The sequence below is a fragment of the Weissella tructae genome, from assembly GCF_000732905.1.
GTDB classification, from domain to species: domain Bacteria; phylum Bacillota; class Bacilli; order Lactobacillales; family Lactobacillaceae; genus Weissella; species Weissella tructae.
On sequence record NZ_CP007588.1, the window covers coordinates 765,734 to 787,274 of the forward strand.

General features: G+C 39.8%; 24 protein-coding genes. 3 read left to right on the plus strand and 21 right to left on the minus strand.

All coding sequences use genetic code 11. The features are described from left to right. Window positions 1-2: 2 nt before the first annotated feature. From WS08_RS03705 to WS08_RS03745, 9 genes are all read right to left on the minus strand, one after another. A complete protein-coding gene (locus WS08_RS03705; RefSeq protein ID WP_009765223.1) occupies window positions 3-725 on the minus strand; it encodes a phosphoribosylaminoimidazolesuccinocarboxamide synthase in 723 nt (240 codons plus the stop codon). After that, window positions 712-1,839 (minus strand): 5-(carboxyamino)imidazole ribonucleotide synthase, encoded by a 1,128-nt coding sequence (gene purK / locus WS08_RS03710; RefSeq protein WP_009765222.1) that lies wholly within the window; start codon window positions 1,837-1,839, stop codon window positions 712-714. The genes WS08_RS03705 and purK overlap by 14 nt, the downstream gene beginning before the upstream one ends. Beyond that, entirely contained in the window at window positions 1,832-2,320 is a 489-nt protein-coding gene (gene purE, locus WS08_RS03715; RefSeq protein ID WP_009496497.1) for a 5-(carboxyamino)imidazole ribonucleotide mutase, read from the minus strand. Before purE ends, purK begins: the two co-directional genes overlap by 8 nt. 342 nt (window positions 2,321-2,662) lie before the next feature. Then, a complete protein-coding gene (gene dltD, locus WS08_RS03720) occupies window positions 2,663-3,949 on the minus strand; it encodes a D-alanyl-lipoteichoic acid biosynthesis protein DltD (RefSeq protein WP_009496496.1) in 1,287 nt (428 codons plus the stop codon). Beyond that, a complete protein-coding gene (dltC, locus tag WS08_RS03725; RefSeq protein WP_009496495.1) occupies window positions 3,942-4,181 on the minus strand; it encodes a D-alanine--poly(phosphoribitol) ligase subunit DltC in 240 nt (79 codons plus the stop codon). The genes dltD and dltC overlap by 8 nt, the downstream gene beginning before the upstream one ends. A 30-nt stretch (window positions 4,182-4,211) precedes the next feature. Then, window positions 4,212-5,450, minus strand: a complete 1,239-nt coding sequence (gene dltB / locus WS08_RS03730; protein ID WP_009496494.1) for a D-alanyl-lipoteichoic acid biosynthesis protein DltB — start codon at window positions 5,448-5,450, stop codon at window positions 4,212-4,214. Next, complete coding sequence (dltA, locus tag WS08_RS03735) at window positions 5,450-6,982, minus strand: D-alanine--poly(phosphoribitol) ligase subunit DltA (RefSeq protein WP_009496493.1); 1,533 nt, start codon at window positions 6,980-6,982, stop codon at window positions 5,450-5,452. Before dltA ends, dltB begins: the two co-directional genes overlap by 1 nt. 30 nt (window positions 6,983-7,012) lie before the next feature. After that, the gene (gene dltX / locus WS08_RS03740) at window positions 7,013-7,141 is read right to left on the minus strand and encodes a teichoic acid D-Ala incorporation-associated protein DltX (RefSeq protein ID WP_009496492.1); all 129 of its coding nucleotides are present in this window, start codon (window positions 7,139-7,141) and stop codon (window positions 7,013-7,015) included. 317 nt (window positions 7,142-7,458) lie between these two features. Beyond that, window positions 7,459-8,028: a GNAT family N-acetyltransferase gene (locus WS08_RS03745; protein ID WP_009496491.1), complete on the minus strand. Its 570-nt coding sequence runs from the start codon at window positions 8,026-8,028 to the stop codon at window positions 7,459-7,461. A 278-nt stretch (window positions 8,029-8,306) separates the two neighbouring features. On the opposite strand from WS08_RS03745, the gene lepA reads away from it, so the two are divergent. The 3 genes from lepA (at window position 8,307) to WS08_RS03760 (ending at window position 11,024) form a co-directional block, all read left to right on the plus strand. Continuing rightward, window positions 8,307-10,082, plus strand: coding sequence for a translation elongation factor 4 (lepA, locus tag WS08_RS03750; RefSeq protein ID WP_009496490.1), 1,776 nt, complete (start codon window positions 8,307-8,309; stop codon window positions 10,080-10,082). A gap of 242 nt (window positions 10,083-10,324) precedes the next feature. Next, window positions 10,325-10,690 (plus strand): DUF805 domain-containing protein, encoded by a 366-nt coding sequence (locus tag WS08_RS03755; protein WP_009496489.1) that lies wholly within the window; start codon window positions 10,325-10,327, stop codon window positions 10,688-10,690. A gap of 34 nt (window positions 10,691-10,724) precedes the next feature. Then, window positions 10,725-11,024 (plus strand): hypothetical protein, encoded by a 300-nt coding sequence (locus WS08_RS03760; protein ID WP_009496488.1) that lies wholly within the window; start codon window positions 10,725-10,727, stop codon window positions 11,022-11,024. A gap of 133 nt (window positions 11,025-11,157) precedes the next feature. Here WS08_RS03760 and WS08_RS03765 read toward each other — a convergent pair whose 3' ends face one another. From WS08_RS03765 to WS08_RS03820, 12 genes are all read right to left on the minus strand, one after another. Further along, entirely contained in the window at window positions 11,158-12,183 is a 1,026-nt protein-coding gene (locus WS08_RS03765) for a zinc-binding dehydrogenase (RefSeq protein ID WP_009496487.1), read from the minus strand. Continuing rightward, complete coding sequence (locus WS08_RS03770) at window positions 12,173-12,883, minus strand: IspD/TarI family cytidylyltransferase (RefSeq protein WP_009496486.1); 711 nt, start codon at window positions 12,881-12,883, stop codon at window positions 12,173-12,175. The genes WS08_RS03765 and WS08_RS03770 overlap by 11 nt, the downstream gene beginning before the upstream one ends. 4 nt (window positions 12,884-12,887) lie before the next feature. Then, a complete protein-coding gene (locus tag WS08_RS03775) occupies window positions 12,888-13,688 on the minus strand; it encodes a LicD family protein (RefSeq protein WP_009496485.1) in 801 nt (266 codons plus the stop codon). Between the two features lie 123 nt (window positions 13,689-13,811). Continuing rightward, window positions 13,812-15,533 carry a CDP-glycerol glycerophosphotransferase family protein gene (locus tag WS08_RS06765; RefSeq protein ID WP_009496484.1) on the minus strand — a complete coding sequence of 574 codons (1,722 nt, stop codon included), beginning with the start codon at window positions 15,531-15,533 and terminating at the stop codon, window positions 13,812-13,814. Between the two features lie 617 nt (window positions 15,534-16,150). Next, complete coding sequence (locus WS08_RS03785; protein ID WP_009496483.1) at window positions 16,151-16,342, minus strand: hypothetical protein; 192 nt, start codon at window positions 16,340-16,342, stop codon at window positions 16,151-16,153. 146 nt (window positions 16,343-16,488) lie between these two features. Next, window positions 16,489-17,820, minus strand: coding sequence for a dihydrolipoyl dehydrogenase family protein (locus WS08_RS03790; RefSeq protein ID WP_009496482.1), 1,332 nt, complete (start codon window positions 17,818-17,820; stop codon window positions 16,489-16,491). 55 nt (window positions 17,821-17,875) lie between these two features. Continuing rightward, a complete protein-coding gene (locus tag WS08_RS03795) occupies window positions 17,876-18,436 on the minus strand; it encodes a TetR/AcrR family transcriptional regulator (RefSeq protein WP_009496481.1) in 561 nt (186 codons plus the stop codon). 138 nt (window positions 18,437-18,574) lie between these two features. After that, window positions 18,575-18,844, minus strand: a complete 270-nt coding sequence (gene rpsN / locus WS08_RS03800; RefSeq protein WP_009496480.1) for a 30S ribosomal protein S14 — start codon at window positions 18,842-18,844, stop codon at window positions 18,575-18,577. A 2-nt stretch (window positions 18,845-18,846) separates the two neighbouring features. Further along, window positions 18,847-18,996 (minus strand): 50S ribosomal protein L33, encoded by a 150-nt coding sequence (gene rpmG, locus WS08_RS03805; RefSeq protein ID WP_009496479.1) that lies wholly within the window; start codon window positions 18,994-18,996, stop codon window positions 18,847-18,849. Between the two features lie 184 nt (window positions 18,997-19,180). Continuing rightward, window positions 19,181-19,813, minus strand: coding sequence for a hypothetical protein (locus tag WS08_RS03810; protein WP_009496478.1), 633 nt, complete (start codon window positions 19,811-19,813; stop codon window positions 19,181-19,183). Window positions 19,814-19,924: 111 nt separating this feature from the next. Continuing rightward, a complete protein-coding gene (locus WS08_RS03815) occupies window positions 19,925-20,128 on the minus strand; it encodes a hypothetical protein (protein WP_009496477.1) in 204 nt (67 codons plus the stop codon). Between the two features lie 114 nt (window positions 20,129-20,242). Further along, window positions 20,243-21,427: an acetate/propionate family kinase gene (locus tag WS08_RS03820; protein WP_009496476.1), complete on the minus strand. Its 1,185-nt coding sequence runs from the start codon at window positions 21,425-21,427 to the stop codon at window positions 20,243-20,245. Between the last annotated feature and the right edge of the window lie 114 nt (window positions 21,428-21,541).

A 21,541-nucleotide genomic window follows, 5' to 3' on the forward strand; every position in this document is an offset into this window, starting at 1 on the left:
GATTATTCTCCCAATTCTGCTTGTAAGCGTTCCAATATAGTGGCGTATCCAACACGTAAATCGCCTGTTCCCTTACGGAAGACATCCTTATCTAACGACGCTCCCGTTGCTTGGTCGATTAAACGCATATTATCTGGTGACAATTCATCTGCAAGGATAATTTCGCCTTGCTTATTTTTTCCAAACTCTAATTTCGAATCAACTAATGTAATCCCTACGCGATCAAACAAGACACGTAAGTAAGCATTCGTTTGTAAAGCCAAATCATTCATTCGGACTAATTCAGTATCGGTGACTAACCCTAATGCCATTGCCTGACTACTGTTTAGCATTGGATCATCTAACGGGTCACTCTTGTAATAGAGTTCCTGTACTGTTGGTACTAAGCGTGACATAGGTTCAATATCAAACTTCTTCGCAAAGCTCCCTGCCGCATAATGCCGGGTCACGATTTCCAACTTAAACATCGTCAACGCTTGAATTAATTGATCACATTCATCAATTTGTTCAATGAAGTGATTTGGAATGCCTTTTTGATTAATATAGCCAAATAACAACGCACTAATCGCATTCGTATAATGTCCTTTATCTGAAATCTCTTCTTTTTGTTTCCCATTCAATGCCGTGGCTTGATTTAAATTGTGTACCCATAAAACATGTGGATCAGATGTCTCATAGACTTCTTTGGCTTTCCCACGAATCAACAGCGCCTCACGCGTTATCATTTTGATTTCCCCAATCTCTTAATGCCGCAATTGCGGATGCCCCGAGTACAGTAATATGGCCCATTTTACGGCCAGCGTTAATCTCTTGCTTACCATAGTCATGGAAATGCCAATCAACTTGTTGCGATAAGTCCTGACGAGCGCGTGTCATCTCATCCCCTAATAGATTCAACATCAACGCTGGTTCAATCATCTGAATCGGCGCAATGCTTAGACCAGTTACACTACGGATATGACCTTCAAATTGCGAAACATTCGTTCCTTCCATCGTGTAATGCCCTGAGTTATGCGGTCGTGGTGCTAACTCATTCACATAGACGTCATCACCTTGCACAAACAATTCAATCCCTAACATGCCTCGTAGATTTAATGCTTCCGCTAACGTTTGCGCAATCGTCTTGATTTTCGTTTCTAATGTGGCAGAAACAACAGCCGGCGCTGATGACCATTTCAAAACATGATTTTCATGAACATTTTCAGCAATTGGCCATGTGTGAATGTTATCTTGGCCATCACGCGTGACCATAATACTTAGCTCACGTTCAAATGAGAGTTTCTTTTCTAAGATTAATGGCTGTTCCATGGTGGTTGACCAATTTAGAATTAAATCATCTAAGTCTGCGCGATGACGAATATCCCATTGACCGTGGCCATCATAACCACCTGTCGTTGTTTTCAAAATAGCCGGTAAGCCAAGGCTTTCACATGCCCGACTCAATGCCATCACATTGTCAATCGCTTCAAACGGTGCGACTGGTAAGCCCAAGGCTTGAATAAATCGTTTTTCTTTTAAACGATCAGAGGTCAATTCTAGCAAGCGTGTACCTTGTGGCACTTCAGTTAATGTTTCAATTTGCATCAGCGCTTGGCGATCAACATTTTCAAATTCATAGGTTACCACATCTGCTAATGTAGCCAATTGATGCATCGCCAATTGATCATCATAGTCCGCAATGATATGTTCATCCGCTACTTGCACTGCCGGTGCCTGTTCATTTGGATCTAAGACAATCACACGATAGCCCATAGGCTTCGCAGCTAGAGCCATCATTTGGCCTAATTGCCCACCACCGATAATACCAATCGTAGCTGGCGGTAAAATGGGCTTAGTCATCAAAACGAGCCTCACTTTCAATCGCTGCTTGACGTTGTGCTAGGCGGAATGCCTCTATTTTTTCTGTCAGAATTGAATCTTGAATACTTAGCATTTGACCCGCTAGATAACCAGCATTCTTAGCACCGGCTTGTCCAATTGCCACAGTTGCGACTGGGACTCCCGCTGGCATTTGGACAATACTCAATAATGAATCAATCCCTTGTAATGCTTTACTTTGAATCGGCACGCCGATGACTGGTAATGTTGTATTGGCGGCTAACATGCCCGGTAAGTGTGCTGCACCACCTGCGCCTGCAATAATGACGCCAACCCCATTTTCACGTGCTTGCTTTCCAAAATGTGCGAGTTCATCTGGCATTCGATGTGCCGAAATAATATGTCGCTCTACTTCAATGTCCAGTGTTTGTAAAACTGAGACTGATTCTTTCATCGTTGGCCAATCTGAAATTGACCCCATGACTACCGCAACCCGTACCATTTTGTTCTCCTCCGACTTTTCGTTCGTGTTTACAATTTAATTTAAACATTAAAAGACTTCATTGTACAGGTATAGGCATATATTTTATTAATAAACGAATCATTGTTCGTGTATTAATCGTTTTACGACTTCAAAAAATACGATTGCACGGTTTTAATTTCTGGATTCTTGCATCGTCTCGATGTCTCATTTTAATCATCAATAAGACATCCAATGTTTTTTCCACAAAAAAAGAAGCCTATTTTTATCAAATACGCTCCTTATAGTTACCGATAATTAAAAAACCGGCACGAGAATCATCTCATGCCGGTTTTTTGATAAATCAAATTTTGTCCGTTTTGTTTACTTAAAGACAGACTTTACATCGTGTTCTTGTGTTCGTGGTGAATAGTTCGCCCACTCATCTCGTAAGAACTCGTCATTCACTGTGTATGTGTGTGGCTTACTTGGATTATCCAAGAATGGCAAAATAGCATCATCAATCGCTAACCAACCATTCCACCCAACGTGAATCGTATCTTGCATGAAGTATGGCTTATCACCATCTTTAGAAAAGTCGGCGATATTATCGAAACCTTGGCTCGTCAATTGGAACTTAATCTTATCGACGGCGTCACCATACATCTTCATATCTAGGCCAGTATAATCAGACCATTTCTTATTAACTGGTGGAATAACAAACAATACGTCTGTGTTTGTTTCCGCTAATTGTTCTAAGACAAGTTGGAAATCTTGATATTCAGATGATTCACAGTAATTAAACTTCTTTTGTGAATTCTTTAAACGTGCCAACTTCTTTTCACTGCTTAGACGATCACTAAAGAACTTATTTTGAATACCAAACGGATTGTTCGTTGTATTCTTCTTACCTGCTTCAGTTGCTCGCTTAGCAAGTTCTTGACGGTCATATGTTTCAGGTAAGTCCTTCAACTTTGAGGCCACATCACCTTTATATTCATCATTCAAACGCCATGAACTAAAGAAACGGTCTTCCTTCATTTGCACATCAAGATGCCAATCAATCCACTTACGGTCGCTTTCGGTAAGGGTTTCGCCAGCCGCAACCTTCTTCATCAATGATGTCTGATTACTATCAGGCATCATTTTTAGAAAACGTTGTGCTGCATATTGATCCGCTTTAGAATCAGTCGCATTTTTTAGGAAATACAATCCTTGTGATGGACTAAAGTAATGCGAGAATGTGCCCGGTTGAGCACCCTTTTTGGCGAACCATTGTGGTGAAATGACAAACACCGCTTGTTTATCTGTCATTTGTTCTGTTATTTGTTGCATCCCAAAGTATTGTGATAGGGATGTTGCACCAGCTTGTCCTAACAATAGTGGACGGTAATCACGATCATATTTCTCAGCTAAAGTTGCTGGGTGAAATGCATCAAATCGCTTCCATTCACTTGAACCAAAAAATGGTACAAAGCGATGTTCCGTATCATCCAATAATTCTTGTTTAATTGTCGCACTCTTAAACACTTTTGGACTAACAGATGCGGCTGTTTTCTTAGCGGTATCAAAACTCATGTGCGGAGTAAAATTGATTCCAAAAACAACAATGATTACGCCTAATACGGCAAGCAAAACTGGCCCAAAAATCAGCCAGAGACGCTTAAGCATTACGTAGTCCCTCTACTCCAGCCACAATCTTGTTAGCTGTGTTCCAGTCATCACGTCCCATTTCAGAAACAGGTACCTTAATGGCAAACTTTTCTTCAAGTGCCAATACTAGTTCGACAACACCCATTGAGTCCAAGACACCGGCATCAAACAAGTCGTCATCCATCATGTCTGAAACATCTTCCATGAACAAATCTTCGATAATTGCGTTTACTTCTTCATTAATATTCATAATATATTCCCTCTTTTATTATCTATAAGTTTAGAACCAGAGTTTGTCTAGGAACCCTGAGAACAACAAGAAACTAAACATTGTCACATTAAATGTCACAAAGACGGCCAAAGCATATGTCCAACGGTTACTTGGTAATGGTGCTTGTCCAGCTTTCTTACGTGTTAAGTTAATCTTCTTTTTCTTACGTAGCCACCAATCATTGATGATTAAGCATAGTCCATGGAATACACCGTACGCGATGTAGAACCATGTTAGTCCATGCCAGAATCCCATCAATGTCATATTGAACAAGTAAGCAAATGATGATGTCGTATTACGATTCTTAAAGACCTTATGACGCATCAAAACCATCACAAGACGCATAAAGACGTAATCACGGAACCAGAAACTTAGTGACATATGCCAACGGTTCCAGAATTCCTTCACGTTTGGTGCCGCAAATGGCTTATTAAAGTTCATTGGCGTTTTGACACCCATCAAATATGAAATCGCAATGGCAAATAATGAATACCCTGCAAAGTCAAAGAATAGGTACAATCCATAGGCATACATGACACCTAATGTTCCAATGTTAAACAAACCACCTTGTGCTAAAGCAAATCCTTCTACCGGCTTTAGAATAATCGTTCCAAATAGGTACGCCAGCATAAACTTGTAGAAGAATCCAAGCATCACATACCAGACTGCTTTTTGTAGCATGTCAACGTATTCATCACGTTCTGGCACGGTTGTAACATCTTCTTGGAAACGACGGAAACGATCAATCGGTCCAGAAGAAATGGTTGGCATAAACATGATGAAGCGAATCGTTGGCCAAATACCAACATGATCTAAGACACCATCACGAATTTCCATAATCATTGCAACAGATTTAAATGTTAGATATGAAATACCCAAAAATCCTAGCAATGAATTATGTCCGCTTAGCAATGGCGTAAATTTAACAACCACTAGCGGTAAAATACTTAACGCAACGGCGGTATAGAATACCCAGCTATTATTTTGCCTTTGTCGATATTTATCATACAAAACAACCAGCCCTGTTTGCCACACAACATAACCCAACAAAGCGTAAAATTGTGGCCAGCTAGCCCCCGCAAACATCAACAGGATAAAGACAAACGAAACGATTGTTTCATAAATCGCAAAACGTTTCCCAAAGAACATTCCAACTACGATTGGCACCAATGCCAGTAACAGATACCCAAAATATTGTGGATTTCCGTAGGGTTGGAGGTTCGGTAACGAACTCAACCAAGCAGTCATTATGCGTTCACCTCAGCAATCAAGGCTTTAATATCAATCTTCCCATTTGGTGTCATTGGTAAGTTTTCACGGTACATGAAACGTGATGGCATCATGTATGGCATCATATCATCTACAAGAGATTCCTTAATGGCCTTAGTTACTTGTAATGGCTTGTCATATTGTTCCATCACACCTGCCTTAGGTACAACGAAAGCAAGTAATTGTTGTACCTTATGTTGATCGTTGTAGCGTGGTACGGCCACAGCAGCTTCAACCATTGGTGACAAGTTCAACACATGAGATACTTCTTCAAGTTCAATACGGTATCCGTTGAACTTGATTTGGAAGTCTAAACGTCCACCATAGTGAATCAAATTCTCTTCATCAAAGAATCCAACGTCACCTGTGTGGTAAGCAGGTTGTCCGTCAATTTCAAAGAAGGCTTCAGCAGTCTTCTCTGGGTTGTTTAGGTATCCCTTTGAAACGGCTGGTCCAGCCACAATGATTTCCCCTTGTTCACCAACAGGTAGAATTTCACCATCAGCCATGACGTACGTTGGTGAGTCTGGCTTTGGATATCCAATTGGTAGACGTTCACCCTTTTCAATCATTGCTGGTGTAATTTCCACAGCTGACAACGCGACAGTTGCTTCTGTTGGTCCGTACGCATTAACAATGCGTGCTTCTGGGAAGCGTTCGTGCACCTTTTTAGCAGTATTAACTGTTAGTTCTTCTCCATCAAAGTAGAAGTACTTCAATTGTGGCATGTTTTCCGCATTGAATTCGTCTGATAGCATCGCCATATCAGCAAATGAAGGTGTTGATGTCCAAATTTCAATATCCAATGTTGGCAAAACTGTAAACAATTGCTTAAAGTCATTCACGACATCACGTGGTAATGCGAACAATGTTCCTCCAGCTGCCAATGTTGGTGCCCAGTACATCACAGACAAGTCAAATGAGTATGGTGGTTGTGCCAACATCTTAGGTTGCTTTGGCACATCAAAGGCGTCCGCTTCTAGCATCCAATTTGTAAATGATAATAGGTTATCATGTGAAATTTGAACACCCTTAGGCTTTCCAGTTGTTCCTGATGTAAAGATAATGTAGTAGTTATCATCTCCACGGACCATGTTATCTGCTGCATACGCAACATCTTGCTGCATCTCAGCTTGAATAGTTGCGATATCAATAACTGGTACATCAGTGATTGTAATTGGCAATGCATCCACAGCTACAATCGCCGCTGGATCCGCAATTTCAATAATTGATGTGATACGTTCATCAGCAGAATTAATATCTACGGGAATATATGCATGTCCTGACTTTGTTAAGGCCACAAAAGTCACTAACATTTCATATTCTTGTTCCCCAAATACCATAACAGGTGCACCTGCTGGTAGGTTAGCTGTATCAAAGTAAGCTGCTAATGCATCTGAATCATGCTTCAATTCCTTATATGTATGCTTCGTCCCCAAAACATCGTATACTGCTTGGTCCCCTTGAGTCTCAGCGTACCCATTTAGTGTTTCAATCATATTTGTTGTCAACATAATACTTCCCTCTTTAGTGCTGCTTAATTAGAATTCGTTGTAAATAAATCCACCTTGCCCATGACCTGAATAGCCATATAGGTAGAGCAAAAATAATAGAATCCCAAAGTAAAATACGGTTTGTAAAACAAACCGCCAAAAAGTGGCGTTCTTCATAAAAGATATCCTCTTGTTTATAGTAGTAAACTCGTCAGAATTCTATAAAAGTATACTATTCTCACGTACTTAAAACCAGCTTTTTTATTACGGAATATGACGAATTGTTACACCTGATTTACACAATGTTCTTTTTTTGTCACAAAAGACTTATTTCAAATAAGTAACTATATGACATTGATTGTTTATGTCATATATAAAAAAGGCACAACACCGCCTTTTATCAGGATTTTTCTTGATAAGTAAGAAAAAAGACTGACAAGAATAACTCGCAATCAGTCTTTTTAAAATTTAGTTAAAAAATGATCCAAGTAAAATTATTGGATCATTTTACGAACATTTTCGACGTTAGATTTATTAAATACCAATGCAGGAATACCGTTTAAGTAATCCAAGGCCTTTAAATAGTCATCCGTTGTAATGCTATCTGTTGAACGCATCAAGTGGAAAATACCACCTAGTGAGTATGACATAAATGATGAATCCAACATACCATTACGTTGGTAGAAACCATATCGACGCTCACGTTGTGTGGCATTATCGGCTGCTGCATCTAATTCTTCTGTTTCTAAGATCAAACCAGCTGGGAAAATTTCTTGTAAGGCTGGTAGAACCATTGATCCATATCCTTGACCACGTTGATCCGCATCCATTGCCAAATACAAAATGAAGGCTTTTTCAGGTGCCATGTTTGTTAGGAGGATAATTCCCACTTGCTTGTCATCATCACAAATGATTTGCATTAATACTTCTTCTGTTTCGTTTGCCAATGACAATAAGTCTTCTAATGGGGCACGTTCATATGCTGGAAATGCTTCCACATAAATTTTGTTCCAATAATCAATATCTGCTTGTGCATCTAATGTGACGTTCTTAAAGTTAATCATATTCCTACTCCTCGTTCGGTTACGCTGTAACCCCTATTTTAGCACATACTGTCTACCTAAAATGCTGCTAGACGACCGGCGTTTCTTACTACCAAGTATACGGGACAAAGGTCTGGTTAATCTTAAAAATATAACTCTGCTTCCTTTTTATATCTTTGTGTCTTCATTCCGCTATATTTCATGGAAAAACATCAGATGTCTCCCCTAGCTACTGCGTTTCTTACTGGTTTATTGCTATAATAGTAGCAATACAAATAAAATAAGGATGGCGTCTACATATGTCACAACGACAAGAAAATATTCGTAATTTCGCAATTATTGCGCACATTGACCACGGTAAGTCTACATTAGCTGACCGAATCATGGAAACAACCAATACCATCAGTAATCGTGAAGCCTCTGCTCAACTGCTTGATGATATGGAAGTTGAAAAGGCTCACGGTGTTACCGTTAAGTCTCGTACAGTTCGTAACTACTACGTCGATGCAAATGGTGATGAATTTGAATACAACCTAATTGATACACCTGGCCACGTCGACTTTAACTATGAAGTGTCACGTAGCTTATCTGCCACAGATGGTGTGCTATTGCTAGTCGACGCCACAAAGGGAGTTCAAGCACAAACGGTTGCGAACTACCGCCTAGCAATGGATGCTAACTTAACAATCATCCCGATTATCAATAAGATTGACAATCTAATGGCGGATGTTGAAAAGACAGCAGCTGAACTACTTGATTTGGACGAACGTTTCACGCCTGAAGTCACTTTGCACATTTCTGCTAAGACAGGTCTAGGTATCGAAAGCGTCCTAGAAGCCATTCGTGATCGTATCCCTGCTCCTGTTGGTGATCCAAATGCGCCACTAAAGGGGCTAATCTTTGATTCTAAGTTCGACCCTTACCAAGGTGTTGTTGTCCAAGCCCGTATCTTTGAAGGAACACTAAGCAGCCAAGACCAATTACGTTTTATGGCTAAAGATGTGCAAACACAAAGTAAAGAAATTGGGTTCTTTGACCCAATGAGCCGTAAGACAACAAGTCTTGCTGCTGGTGATGTTGGATACATTATCACTGGAATTAAAGACCCTCGCGCTGTTCAAGTTGGTGATACTGTTACCACTAAGAAAAATGGCGCAGCTGAACCATTCCCTGGTTACCAACAAATCGAACCCATGGTTTATGCAGGTCTTTACCCTAAGGGTGGTGAATACAGCGATTTGAAGCTAGCCATTGAAAAGCTATCTTTGAATGATGCAGCGTTCCAATACGAACCAGAACAATCTGAAGCCTTGGGAATGGGATTCCGTGGTGGTTTCCTTGGAATCTTCCATCTACAAATTATTCGTGAACGTTTGAAGGCCGAATTTGGTCTTGATGTCCTAACAACGATGCCTAACTCTACTTTCCGTGTCACAGTTAAAAACCAAGATGCACCTTTGTACATCGAAAACCCAAACCAATTCCCTCGTTACAACGAATTGGTTAAGGTTGAAGAACCTTATGTGCGTGCAAAAATCACAGCCCCTAACGAGCAATTGAACGACATCATGCGTCTTGCTGAATGTCGTCGTGGTGAATTGGCTGACCTTGAAACAATTGGTGACATGTTGCTAATCACATACCGCATGCCCATCTCAGAAATCGCATACGACTTCTTTAACGAACTAAAGTCTGTTTCACACGGTTTTGCAACCTTGTCTACAGAACGTGATGATTTTGGTCCGTCTGACCTAGTACGTCTAGACATTGCCATTGACTATGTCGACATTGATGCACTGACATTCGTTATGCACCGCTTACGCGTTGAATCATTTGCACAAGAGATTACACAACGTCTGAAGGATCTTGTGCCTCGTAAACTGCAAGCAATGCCAGTTCAAGCAACGGTTGAAGGACGTGTTATTGCCCGTTCAGATATCCCACCACTACGTAAAGCTGCGGCTTCTGGTGGTAAGACATCAAAGAAGCAACAACAAATGCGTCGTCAAGGACAAAAGGCTCAAATTGAATTGCCACAAACAGTCTTCGACGCCATATTGGACATGAACAGCTAGAAAATCTTGAACATCATAAAAGCATCGGTGAAACGTAGATTATATCTACTGACATCCGATGTTTTTTATTTTGGCTATATACGTACATTTACCTTTTCACACGTTTATCTCTAAAACCGCATCAGATAGCCGTTTTACGTAATGTCATATCCTATTTTAATGCTCTGCATAAGTTTCAATTGTTATGCTATATTCTAAATTTCAAACACGTAACATCGTATTACATTAGGAGATATACATATATGGTTGAAGCATATGCATCATTTTGGCGCAATATTGGTAATTTTTCTGGTACTGCCTCACGTAAGCAATATTGGTGGCCAGTAATCATTAATTGGTTAATTGGGGGACTAGTTATTGGGATTATCCAACAAGCGTCAGGACACCCTATTACTGACATTTACACAGGCGCAGACTTAGCAGTAAACTTAGCTAGTAAAATTGTTGTTTTCGCCACTTGGCTAGCAACACTATCTGTTCAAGTTCGTCGTCTACATGACATTAACTTCCGTGGTTGGTGGATTTTGATTCAATTTGTTCCCCTAATTGGAAACATCTGGTTCTTTATCCTATTGATTACACGTACAAAGTTTAATCGTTGGAGTTAGACTTCAACCGGGACCCCATTAGGAGTTTTATAATATGAAAAAACAAAACGAAAAAATCATCTTACCAGTTATTGGTATTTTGTTAGGTGGCTTAGCCTTATTCCTATCTTGGATTCCATTGGTTAATAATTTGGCCTTTGGCTTAGCGCTATTTGGTATTGTGATTACCATTATGTCTTTCATTAAGAATTGGAAGCGTACAAAAAATCTAACTTGGATCAGTTTAGCATTATCTATCATCGCGGGTGGTATCGTATTATTAACACAATCATCATTTTCTAAGACCGTTAATCATGTGAATAGTTCTATTAGTTCATCTACAACTAACAATTAACATCTGCCTATCAAAAAAGCTCACACATTACTGTGAGCTTTTTTTGTACCTTTTCGCTGTTTTACACAATAAAAGAGTCGAAGAAACATCCGTTTCTCCGACTCTTTTTGTTTAACACATTATTTTTAGCCGACTACATTTGCCAATCAAGAACTGTCTTTCCCCAGTTCTTAGTCAAATCGTCGTCAAAGGCTTCCGTAATATCACGAATTGTACGAACTTCTTGCACTTCCGGTACCATCAATTCAAGACGTTCCTTAACTGAAGTGTGTTGTCCAACCAAATCAATAGATGTTTGGAAATCTTCACGCGTTGAACGTGTTGTACCAACTAATGACAACCCCTTTTCAAGGACCATACGTGTATTAATGGCAATTGGCTTCTCAGAAACTCCAGAAAGCACAATCGTTCCACGTGGCTTAATCATATCAATAATTTGATCCAGGGCACTTTCAGACCCTTGTCCACCCACGGCTTCAATTGCTTGATCAATTTGTAAGTCTTCTGGAATTTCATCAATTTGAACAGTAGTTGCAAATGAGATGTAATCCAACTTTTCTTGGTGCTTTCCAAAAACATATAGTTGCGCATCTGGGAACATTTCACGCGCCACAACGGCTGTGATGTACGCAACGTTTCCGTCACCCCAGATACCAATACTGTCTGTACGATCAATCATTGTTTCTTTCAAACGATTGATTGCTTGCACCGCAACAGATACAACTTCAAAGAAGGCATTCATGTTAGCTTGTGCTTCTTCAGGAATCGCAATCAAGTTTTCTGGCAACATTTGCACATATTCACGCATAAATCCATCTTCTGTTGAAGAATGGAATGTTGAACTACGCAAATAATTGTCTGACACAAGTTCATCATGTCCATGCGCATGTGTTGGAATCATCGCAACACGTGTACCAGGTTCAAAAGTACCTGAATTGTCACGCACAACTTCTCCCACAGATTCATGAATTAGCGCCATTGGTAAGCGCTTAGCCAAGACCTTTTTGTCACGCATCCCCGTGTAATAACGTTCATCCGCACGACAAATGGCCATCAATGTAGGTCTTACAATCACAGTATTTGGTTCATTAATTGACGTGTTAACAGACATACGTTCAATTTGGCGTACACCTGTCAGACGATAGACATTATTTAACATCTAAATTCTCCTGTGCAATAATATTTGCAATTCGTAAGTCGTAAGGACGTGTAATCTTGATATTTGATTCGTCTCCATCGACGATTCCTACTTTGTGTCCAGCTAGCAACATAACCTTGATAGAGTCAGAAAGAATCAAACGTTCTTCTTCTGACATTTCATTGTATTGTGCTTGGAACGCTTGGATATTAACCGTTTGTGGTGTTTGTCCTTGGTACATTTCATCACGAACTGGAATTTCAACAATTTCACCATCGACAGCGCGAACAATTGTGTCTGTTGCGCCAATAACCGTATCAACAGCCTTGTACTTTGCGGCTGCTTCAATGTTATCTTTCAAAATACGACCTGAAATGAATGGACGAACAGCATCGTGCATAACCAAAACGTCATCTTCAGTTAGACCAAAGTTTTCTTCAACATAGTTGATGGCACCCATAACAGTGTCGTTACGTTCAGCACCACCTTGAATGACCACGATGCGATCATCATCAAGATACTTATCAAATAAATCACGAGCATATTGCATCCATTGTGGATGTACAGAAACAATAATCTTATCGAATTCTGGTGCAAGTGAAAACTTTTCCAATGTATGAATAATAATTGGCTTATCTGCCAAATTCAAAAATTGCTTTGGTAATTCCGTATGTCCCATACGACTACCAATTCCACCAGCCATTACTTGTGCATAGATCATTTTCTTACCCCTCATCAATCCAAAAATGTGCGTGTTGTTGTTCTTGTTTTACAGGCGTCTGCCAATTACCAAATAGCTGCGTTAAATACCTATCAGTATCAGTGACATGCCATACCTGAGAACCTTCAAATATTACCGGCGTTAAATCTTGCCAAAGGTCTCTCGCATAAAATTCTTTTTCTCCGTGCATGCCATTTAAAACACCTGCTTGTGTAGGCGTTTTCATGCAACGGTGGTAAGCTTTTGCCCACCGTACTTCCATTATACTAAAAGAATGTGTAAATTTTGAATGAATTATTTTTTTTAATACTTTTTTTACCGGTACAATCTTTGCATCCGATGGATATATACCTGTTGAACGAGCCGTATTACGGCAAATATTCAGTATTTTATGTCCAAAGAGATATATTTTACGTTTAATAACATTATCATCAATTTCATCAATCGGGAAAATATCAATAAATACACCATGGGGTACATGATAATACGGTGAATTCGCATGTGAATGTGTATCTACAACACGCAAATACGGAACCAAACTATCTGGATCCGTCTCTTTGATTAATCGAAAACGTGGATTGCTTGGTACGTAATACTTTGTGAACCAGTCATAATCTCCACGGCTCAACCCCACATCGACGTCATCATCCCATGGAATGAAGCCATTGTGTCGGACATAACCCAATAAGGTCCCTCCCAATAACACGACTGATTTATCGTGTTCTGTTACAAAGGCTGTTACATCTTGTAAGAGTTCCCGCATAATGGCTTGTACTTGTCCCGTTGATAAATCTTTTCTAGTCATTATTATTCTCTAACTTTCACTTGTTACGTTAAGTATAGGCATATTTCCAATAACCGTCAATTTCTCGCATCTCTACTATAAATAAAAGAGCACCGTTTTTATCCGGTACTCTTTATTTGATTCTTATTTTTGTTTGTGTGGACGCACAGTTTCAAAACCATTTTGCAAGGCATCAACGAAACGCTTTGAAGCATTTCCGTCTAAGTCATCGAAATAATAATCCAAGAAACCATTTAAACGTGCTTCATCAGCGTTTTCATAATCCTCAATCTCGTGTACAAGCGTTTCAAAATCACGTGCAATCGGACCTGGCACAAATTCATTAAATTCAACATAAAAGTCACGATCAGCAATGTATTCTTCTAAATCAGGTGTAAAGAAAATTGTCTTTTTCTTCAATAAGCTGTATTCAAATACAACAGATGAATAATCCGTAATCAAGACATCTGAGACAAGTAACAAATCATTAATTTCACGATAATTTGATACATCGTAGAAGAAATCAGTATATTCAGCTGGGATATTCAAACTGTTCTTAACAAACGGATGAATTTTCATCAGAAAGACAAAGTCTTGTGAGGCCAAATTATCATACAAGGCTTTAAAATCTAACCATTCATATGGATAATGCGCCGTACGTTGTCCAGAACCACGGAATGTTGGTGCAAATAGAATAACTTTCTTATCCTTGATGAATGGCAATTGTTCTTCCAATTCAATAATGTCGGCCTTCTTTTTGTCTTCATTGAAGAACAAATCAGTACGTGGCGCCCCCAGTGGCAAGACCTTTTCGCGGTCAATACCGAATCCTTCAGCATAGTATGGCGCAACATTTGTTGAGGATACAATTGCGTAATCATAATTCCGGTGATTCTTCGATTTTGGATTTGGGCCACCAGGCTTTCCAACACGACTAAAGCCAAATGTTTTAAAAGCCCCTACTGCATGCCATACTTGTATCAAGTCTACACCATCACGAATCTTCAATGGATAGATAATCGGATAATAATCATCCAAAATGACATAACGACTTGTTGCAATCCCCCAAGCCAATTGTGTATATTCACGCCATGTTTTCTTCTCACTATTTGTCTTTTTCAAATGGAATGACAAATCAAAGTCTAACTCTTGACGTTCAATCTCTTCCACAATGTATTGAAAATTACCAGATAGGTCACTTCGTGAATCAGATAAGAACAGAATTCTGTTTTCATTGATTTTAGCAAAACGACATGCAAACAAGTATACAAGCTTGAAATATGTTTTCTTAATTTTAGTACGTACACGGTGCACGAAGCCACGAACTTTATGCAAACCCTTAATCCCTTTACGGGCAAGTTTTTCCAGATACGCCACTGGTTTTGAATGCGTTGACATAAATTCCTTCTCAGCTGTCAAATAACCATCTGCTGTTTTTAAACGAGGAATTCCGTCCTGCGTCCATTCAACAGCCTGAACCTGAACCATCTGTCCACGTTGTGTTTGCTTTGTTAGGCGGGTTTCATCGTTAAAGTTTATGTCTGTGTAGTAATTTGACGGCATCGTAACTAACACGTCCGTTACATTTTCAAAGATATATGTATTGGCTTGCAGATCCAACAGTTTTAGATCATTATTATCGGCCTTAATATATCCGCGTTCAGATTTCAGAAACGGAACACCATTTTCACTCCAACGCAATCCATCAATCGTTAATACTTCATGCATATTCAATGTATCTTTTGGTGTAGCATTCGTTAATTGGACCGCAGTAAAAATAGGTTGATCTACCAACGCAAGAACTTGACGTGGAAAATCTTCAATTATCAAATATTCAGTTCCGTCAGTATCTAACTTTTCAATCATCAATGTTCAACTCTCTTTATTTCAATTCGTGTCATGAGATACACTTATATATTATATTATTATACCCTACTTACGCATTCATTCGCCATACATTGAGAGAACTTGTCTCCATATATATGGCTTTATGATGCCTGTTTCATGTAGGCGTACAGGTGCAATTTGTGTGGAAATGTCCAATTACTTTTTGGTATTCTCCAACTCTGTTTTAAGTATTATGTACACATTCATTTTAATCGACCTCATCGTATGTCGCTTAGTTACCTACATACATGCTCCACAGGTCCATAAGCACTGCTTATCCGTCTCGCAACTGTACAGTGCCCTATGTTATTTACTTCGTACTGAATTTATCCTAACCGCTCTCGTTCCATGGCGATTTCCGACAACATATCAGTATTCCTAATTGTACTGAAACCACCCTTAAAACAACATAAACGAATAGCCGACTTACGTATACCGAAAAGTCCATAGTCTAGTATACACTACTGTATCGCTTGGGTATTAGCACTAATTTTTCAAAAAAACAAAAAAAACCGCATCTGACCTATATCAGACGCGGTTTTTATTAGGTTATTACTTCTGAGGATCATTTTAGCATCATCCTCGTTAGGATATGTTTATGATTCTACTAATTCAAATAATTCTGTACGAATACCGCGCCCTGCCCACATTGCTTGAACAACTTGTGCTTCATCAAGAGGCATTCCTTCAAGTCCTTCCAATGAGCGTTGTTCAGTCAAGCAATTATTACGTCGACCTAAGATCAACACCGTATTGAATGCTTGATTTAAAATCTTTACCAGATACATATACATTTCCTAACCTATTTATCAAATTAACTTCTATAATTATACCTAATTTCTTGTAATTTCTCAACATAAATACTGACGAAATTCAGCTAAATTATATAAAAAAACTAGTCATGTTATCCATGACTAGTTTGCTTTTTAAATAATTAAACTTGTCCCCAAACATCAAATGCGATTGATGGGAAAATACCAACCAAACGGCTGATTTGTTCTGGTGTGAATCCAAATTCAATCGCTGGTAAGACAGCGTTTACAATGTCTTCAGCGCGATCTGAAACATCAGAAATACCAACCAACTTACCTTCTTTATCGAAGATCATTGTTGTTGTTCCTTGTGTTTCAAAAGTCACTTGACGGTACCAGTTTCCAGCAACGTCATGCTTAACAATTGTATACAATTCTGGTTGTTCTTCAGCTTCTTGTACAGTCACTCCCGCCATAGCAACACGTGGTGTTGTAAAGACGTTTGTTGCAATAGTTGGGTAATCAATCGCTGCATCTGATTGTCCTGAGAAACGACGCATTAGGTAGACAGATTCGAAGATTGCTGTTGGTGTCAACTTAGGTTGTGACTTAGCAATAACGTCTCCAGATGCGTAGATGCTTTCAACACTTGTTTGCAAGAATTCGTTAACTTCAATCCCGGCAGCTGATGCCTTAATCCCGACTGTTTCTAGTCCAATGTTTTCAACGTTCGGTACACGTCCAGTTGCGTCCAAGACGTAATCTGTAACGATTTCACCATTTGTTGTTGTAACAGTGATTTGGCCGTCTGTTTCAGTCAATGACGCTACTTCAGTTTCACGCATTACCTTAACACCACGTTCTGCCAAGTCTGCCAAAACAAGGTCAGAAGAGGCTTCTGGGAATGAGCGTAATGCAACTGATCCACGTAGAATCAATGTGACTTCAGCACCTGCAGCCATAGCCATTGTGGCACTTTCAAGCGCCACGTATCCACCACCAATAACAGTCATCTTAGCTGGCATTTCTGACAAAGCCAAAAAGTCTTGTGAATCGTGAGCCAATTCTGTTCCGATGATGTCCAAACGGTGTGGACGAAGTCCAGTGGCAAGTACAATCTTATCGGCTGTATATGTCTTTCCTTCAACTTCAACTGTGTGTGCATCAACCAATGCTCCACGACCAAAGATCATTTCAATCCCTTGTCCTGTCATCATACCTTCAATGGCACCTGGCAAAACATCGATTACATCATTCTTGTGTGCTTGGTTCTTTGCCCAATCAATCTTTGTTTCCCCAGCAATTACACCATTTGACTTTTCGATCGCATGTTGAATCTTTACAGCTTCTTCCAACAATACCTTTGCATTACATCCCCAGTTAGGGCAAGTTCCCCCAACCTTGTTGGCTTCAACTACGGCAACCTTTACACCGCTTGCAGCCAAAGGAATCGCACCATCAAATGTTCCGTGTCCACTTCCTAAGTAAAGCACGTCAAAGTTAAATTCTGTCATTGTATGTCCTCCAAATGTTGGTGTGCTATTTATGCACACGATGTCAGTTCAATTATTAATCGACGAAAATTGCGCGTTGCGCCATCTCAATCAAAGCATCTACTTCTTCTACCCGTACTGTCGCTTTATGTTGTGCACGTGTTTGGAGTAACCATTGAAGTGGTTGTAGCGCTTGGGCTACAATCAAATCCACATTTTTTGTTCGCAACTTATTTTGTTCATAAGCTTGTTTAATCACCGCCATCATAGCCGGTCCCAACAAACTATCGTCTCCTTGCATCGCTTCCGGTAAATATTCTGGATTCGCGCTTAGAGCCGTCATAAAGTTGACTTGTTTTGGATGTGCTAAAAATGTTTCCGCATACGTACGCATCACTTGTGCAAATTGTTCTTGCACCGGTAAAGCTGCGTTAGGTAGTGGTAAATTAAGAATTAATGTGTCACGAATGCTTTGATATAAAGTTCCCAACAAGTCCGCTTTATTTTCATAGTAAATATAGGCAGTCGCAACTGATACATTTGCTCGTTTAGCCAATTTATTAATGCTTAATTGACTTAATCCTTGCGCTTGTACCAAGTCATAGGCCGCCTCTTCAAGGGCCTTAATCTTACTCATATCTCTATTTCGCATACTTAAATACTAAACTGTTTACAGGGTTTATTCAAGGTCTTAGCGCGAACTGTTAGGTTTCTAAACACAAAAAAAGCACCCCATAAACGGGATGCTTTCTTTAGACTTATGATAATCTGCCGATTACCAAGAAGCCTTCTTAACACCAGGGATTTGACCCTTGTGTGCCAAGTCACGGAAGTTCAAACGAGACATTCCAAATTGACGCATGTATGCGTGTGGACGTCCGTCGATCTTGTCGCGGTTGTGTGCACGAACTGGTGATGCGTTACGTGGCAACTTTGAAAGTCCTACGTAATCTCCAGCAGCCTTCAATTCAGCACGCTTTGCAGCGTACTTTTCGATAGTTGCTTCGATCTTCAATTCTTTTGCGATCTTTGACTTCTTAGCCATAATTACTTAACCTCCTTGAACACGGTAACACGACGCAACTTTGGAGAATACTTCTTAAGCTCCAAGCGGTCTGGTGTGTTACGACGGTTCTTAGAAGTTAGATAGATACGTTCGCCAGTTTCAGCTGACTCTAACAAAATGTTAATGCGCATTAACAATAACTCCTCGAATTTATTTGTGAGGTGCCCCCCACTACTTACTTGAACGACAGATTCGGCTGCATAGGCCAAATCCAAGCTTGCGCCGTTTCAAATAGCTAGTAAATTACAAATGTTTACTATACACGGATTTCAAACAAACTTCAAGCATTTAGAACAATCTTTTTTCACAAAGCGTTTAAATCGCCGTGTTACGGCCATAATACCAACAAATAAACCCATACGCAGCAGCTAATGTGTCCAACGCTAGTACATCTAAGAAGCCACGTAACGGCCACCCAATTAAGGTAACAAATGATACTAATACATGGAATAACACGAACAGAATCGTTAATAATAGCACTGCATTGCCTAAGCTTGTTTGTTCATCTGCAAAGGCTGCTTGGCTAAATTGCCAGAGTGCTGCACCGACAATCAAGATACTGATGGCACTTACAACATGTGTAACCGTTAAACCTGTTTCTAGTGCGATTGTAGCCATTTCTTGTGGCACAGCCATACTTACACCAAAATAGATAATCAACGCCATAGCGACGCCTTTAATGGCCTTTTCTAACGTTTCCTTACGACGCATACGATATTGTTGATGAATGGCTAGTAAACTAATCAAAATCAACAGGATTGCGATTAGTTGAAGCCCAATAAAGACACCTCTAAACGGTGCATCATTTGCTGTTAACATCGCTAATGGATCGCGTAACACATCATATAATGGCCACATAACACCAGCTAATACACTTTGTTGTATCAGGATAAATGCACCACCGAGTCCTGCAAACAGACTTATTTTCTTTTGCCACCATTCTTGCATATTATTCCCCTAACTCACGTTAATCATATTTTCTATTATAGGATATCTTATCATCATGTACATAATAAAAAGCACCACTTCACACTGAGGTGGTGCTTTTTGATAAGTTGATTAATCACGTGTTGTTGTTTTGACTTCTTCAAATTGTCCATCGAAAACATTCTTGTTATTTACCTTCGTACGCCCTTGTGGCATACCATCAGGTCCATAGACAGTAATTTGTTCACGTAATCTCGCCATCATTGTGCGGGCCTTGTAACGTACGTACAAGCCAATGGCAAGAAAGATCAAAATGATAACCAATAATACTGACATTGTACATCCTCCGTCTCTTTTCTATACAGATATTGTAGCAAGAATAACTTAAAAAAGACAAAAAATATTTTATTCGGCAAACAAAAAAGCCTGCCGAGGCAGACTTTAGAGTGATTATCCCTTTAGACGTTCAACGTCGCGAGCGATTTCAAGTTCTTCGTTTGTTGGGATCAACAATACTGAAGCAGCTGAGTCTTCAGTTGAGATCACACGTTCAACACCACGAACGTTGTTCGCTTCTGTGTCAATCTTGATACCCATGAAGTTCAAACGGTTGATAATGTCTTCACGGACGTTAGCAGCGTTTTCACCGATACCAGCAGTAAATGTGATGGCATCAACTCCACCCATCGCAACAACGTATTGTCCGATGTACTTAACAACGTTGTCGATGAACATGTTCAAAGCCAACTTTGCGTGTTCGTTAGTATCTTCGACTTGTTCCAAGTCACGCATGTCTGATGACAAAGTAGATACACCCAACAAACCAGACTTGTTGTTCAAAACGTACAACATTTCTTCGTTTGTCAAACCTTCACGTTCTTGGATGTAGTAGATCAATGAAGGATCTACGTCACCTGAACGAGTAGCCATAGTTACACCGGCCAATGGAGTGAATCCCATTGAAGTGTCGAATGACTTTCCATCCTTAATGGCTGTAACTGAAGCACCAGCACCCAAGTGCAAAGTGATCAACTTAAGGTCAGCCAATGGCTTTCCCAAAACATCGGCTGTACGTTCTGCAACGTAACGGTGTGATGTTCCGTGGAATCCGTACTTACGTGCCCCATACTTCGTGTAGTATTCGTATGGCAATGCATACAAGTAGTTTTCACGAGGCATAGTTTGGTGGAAGGCTGTGTCAAATACGGCAACTGAGATTGCTTCTGGAAGCAATTCGCGGAATACCTTGATACCTTCAGCGTTAGCTGGGTTGTGCAATGGTGCGTAGGCTGCAAGACGTTCGATCTTGTTTAGCACTTCGTCATCAACAACAACTGATTGGTTAAACCATTCTCCACCAGCAACGACACGGTGTCCAACACCAGTGATTTCGCTAGCGTCTGCAATAACGTTTTGTTCTTGGAATTGTTCAAGCATTGTTTCAATAGCTGAACGGTGGTTTTCAAAATCCTTAACGATTTCGAACTTTTCACCATTGAACTTCATTGAGAACACACCGTCTTCTAGACCGATACGTTCAACTTGTCCCTTAGCAATGACTGTTTCTTCAGGCATTTCCAACAATTGGAACTTCAATGAAGAAGAACCGGCGTTAATTGATAAAGTTTTTGGCATGGTTAAATCCCCTTCTGACTTTAAGTTAATTTTATCAGGTTTTATTTTAGCACACTTCACTATCCACTTGTGAGTTTTGTTGAATTTCTTCCAAATTTTATTTGAAAAAACGTT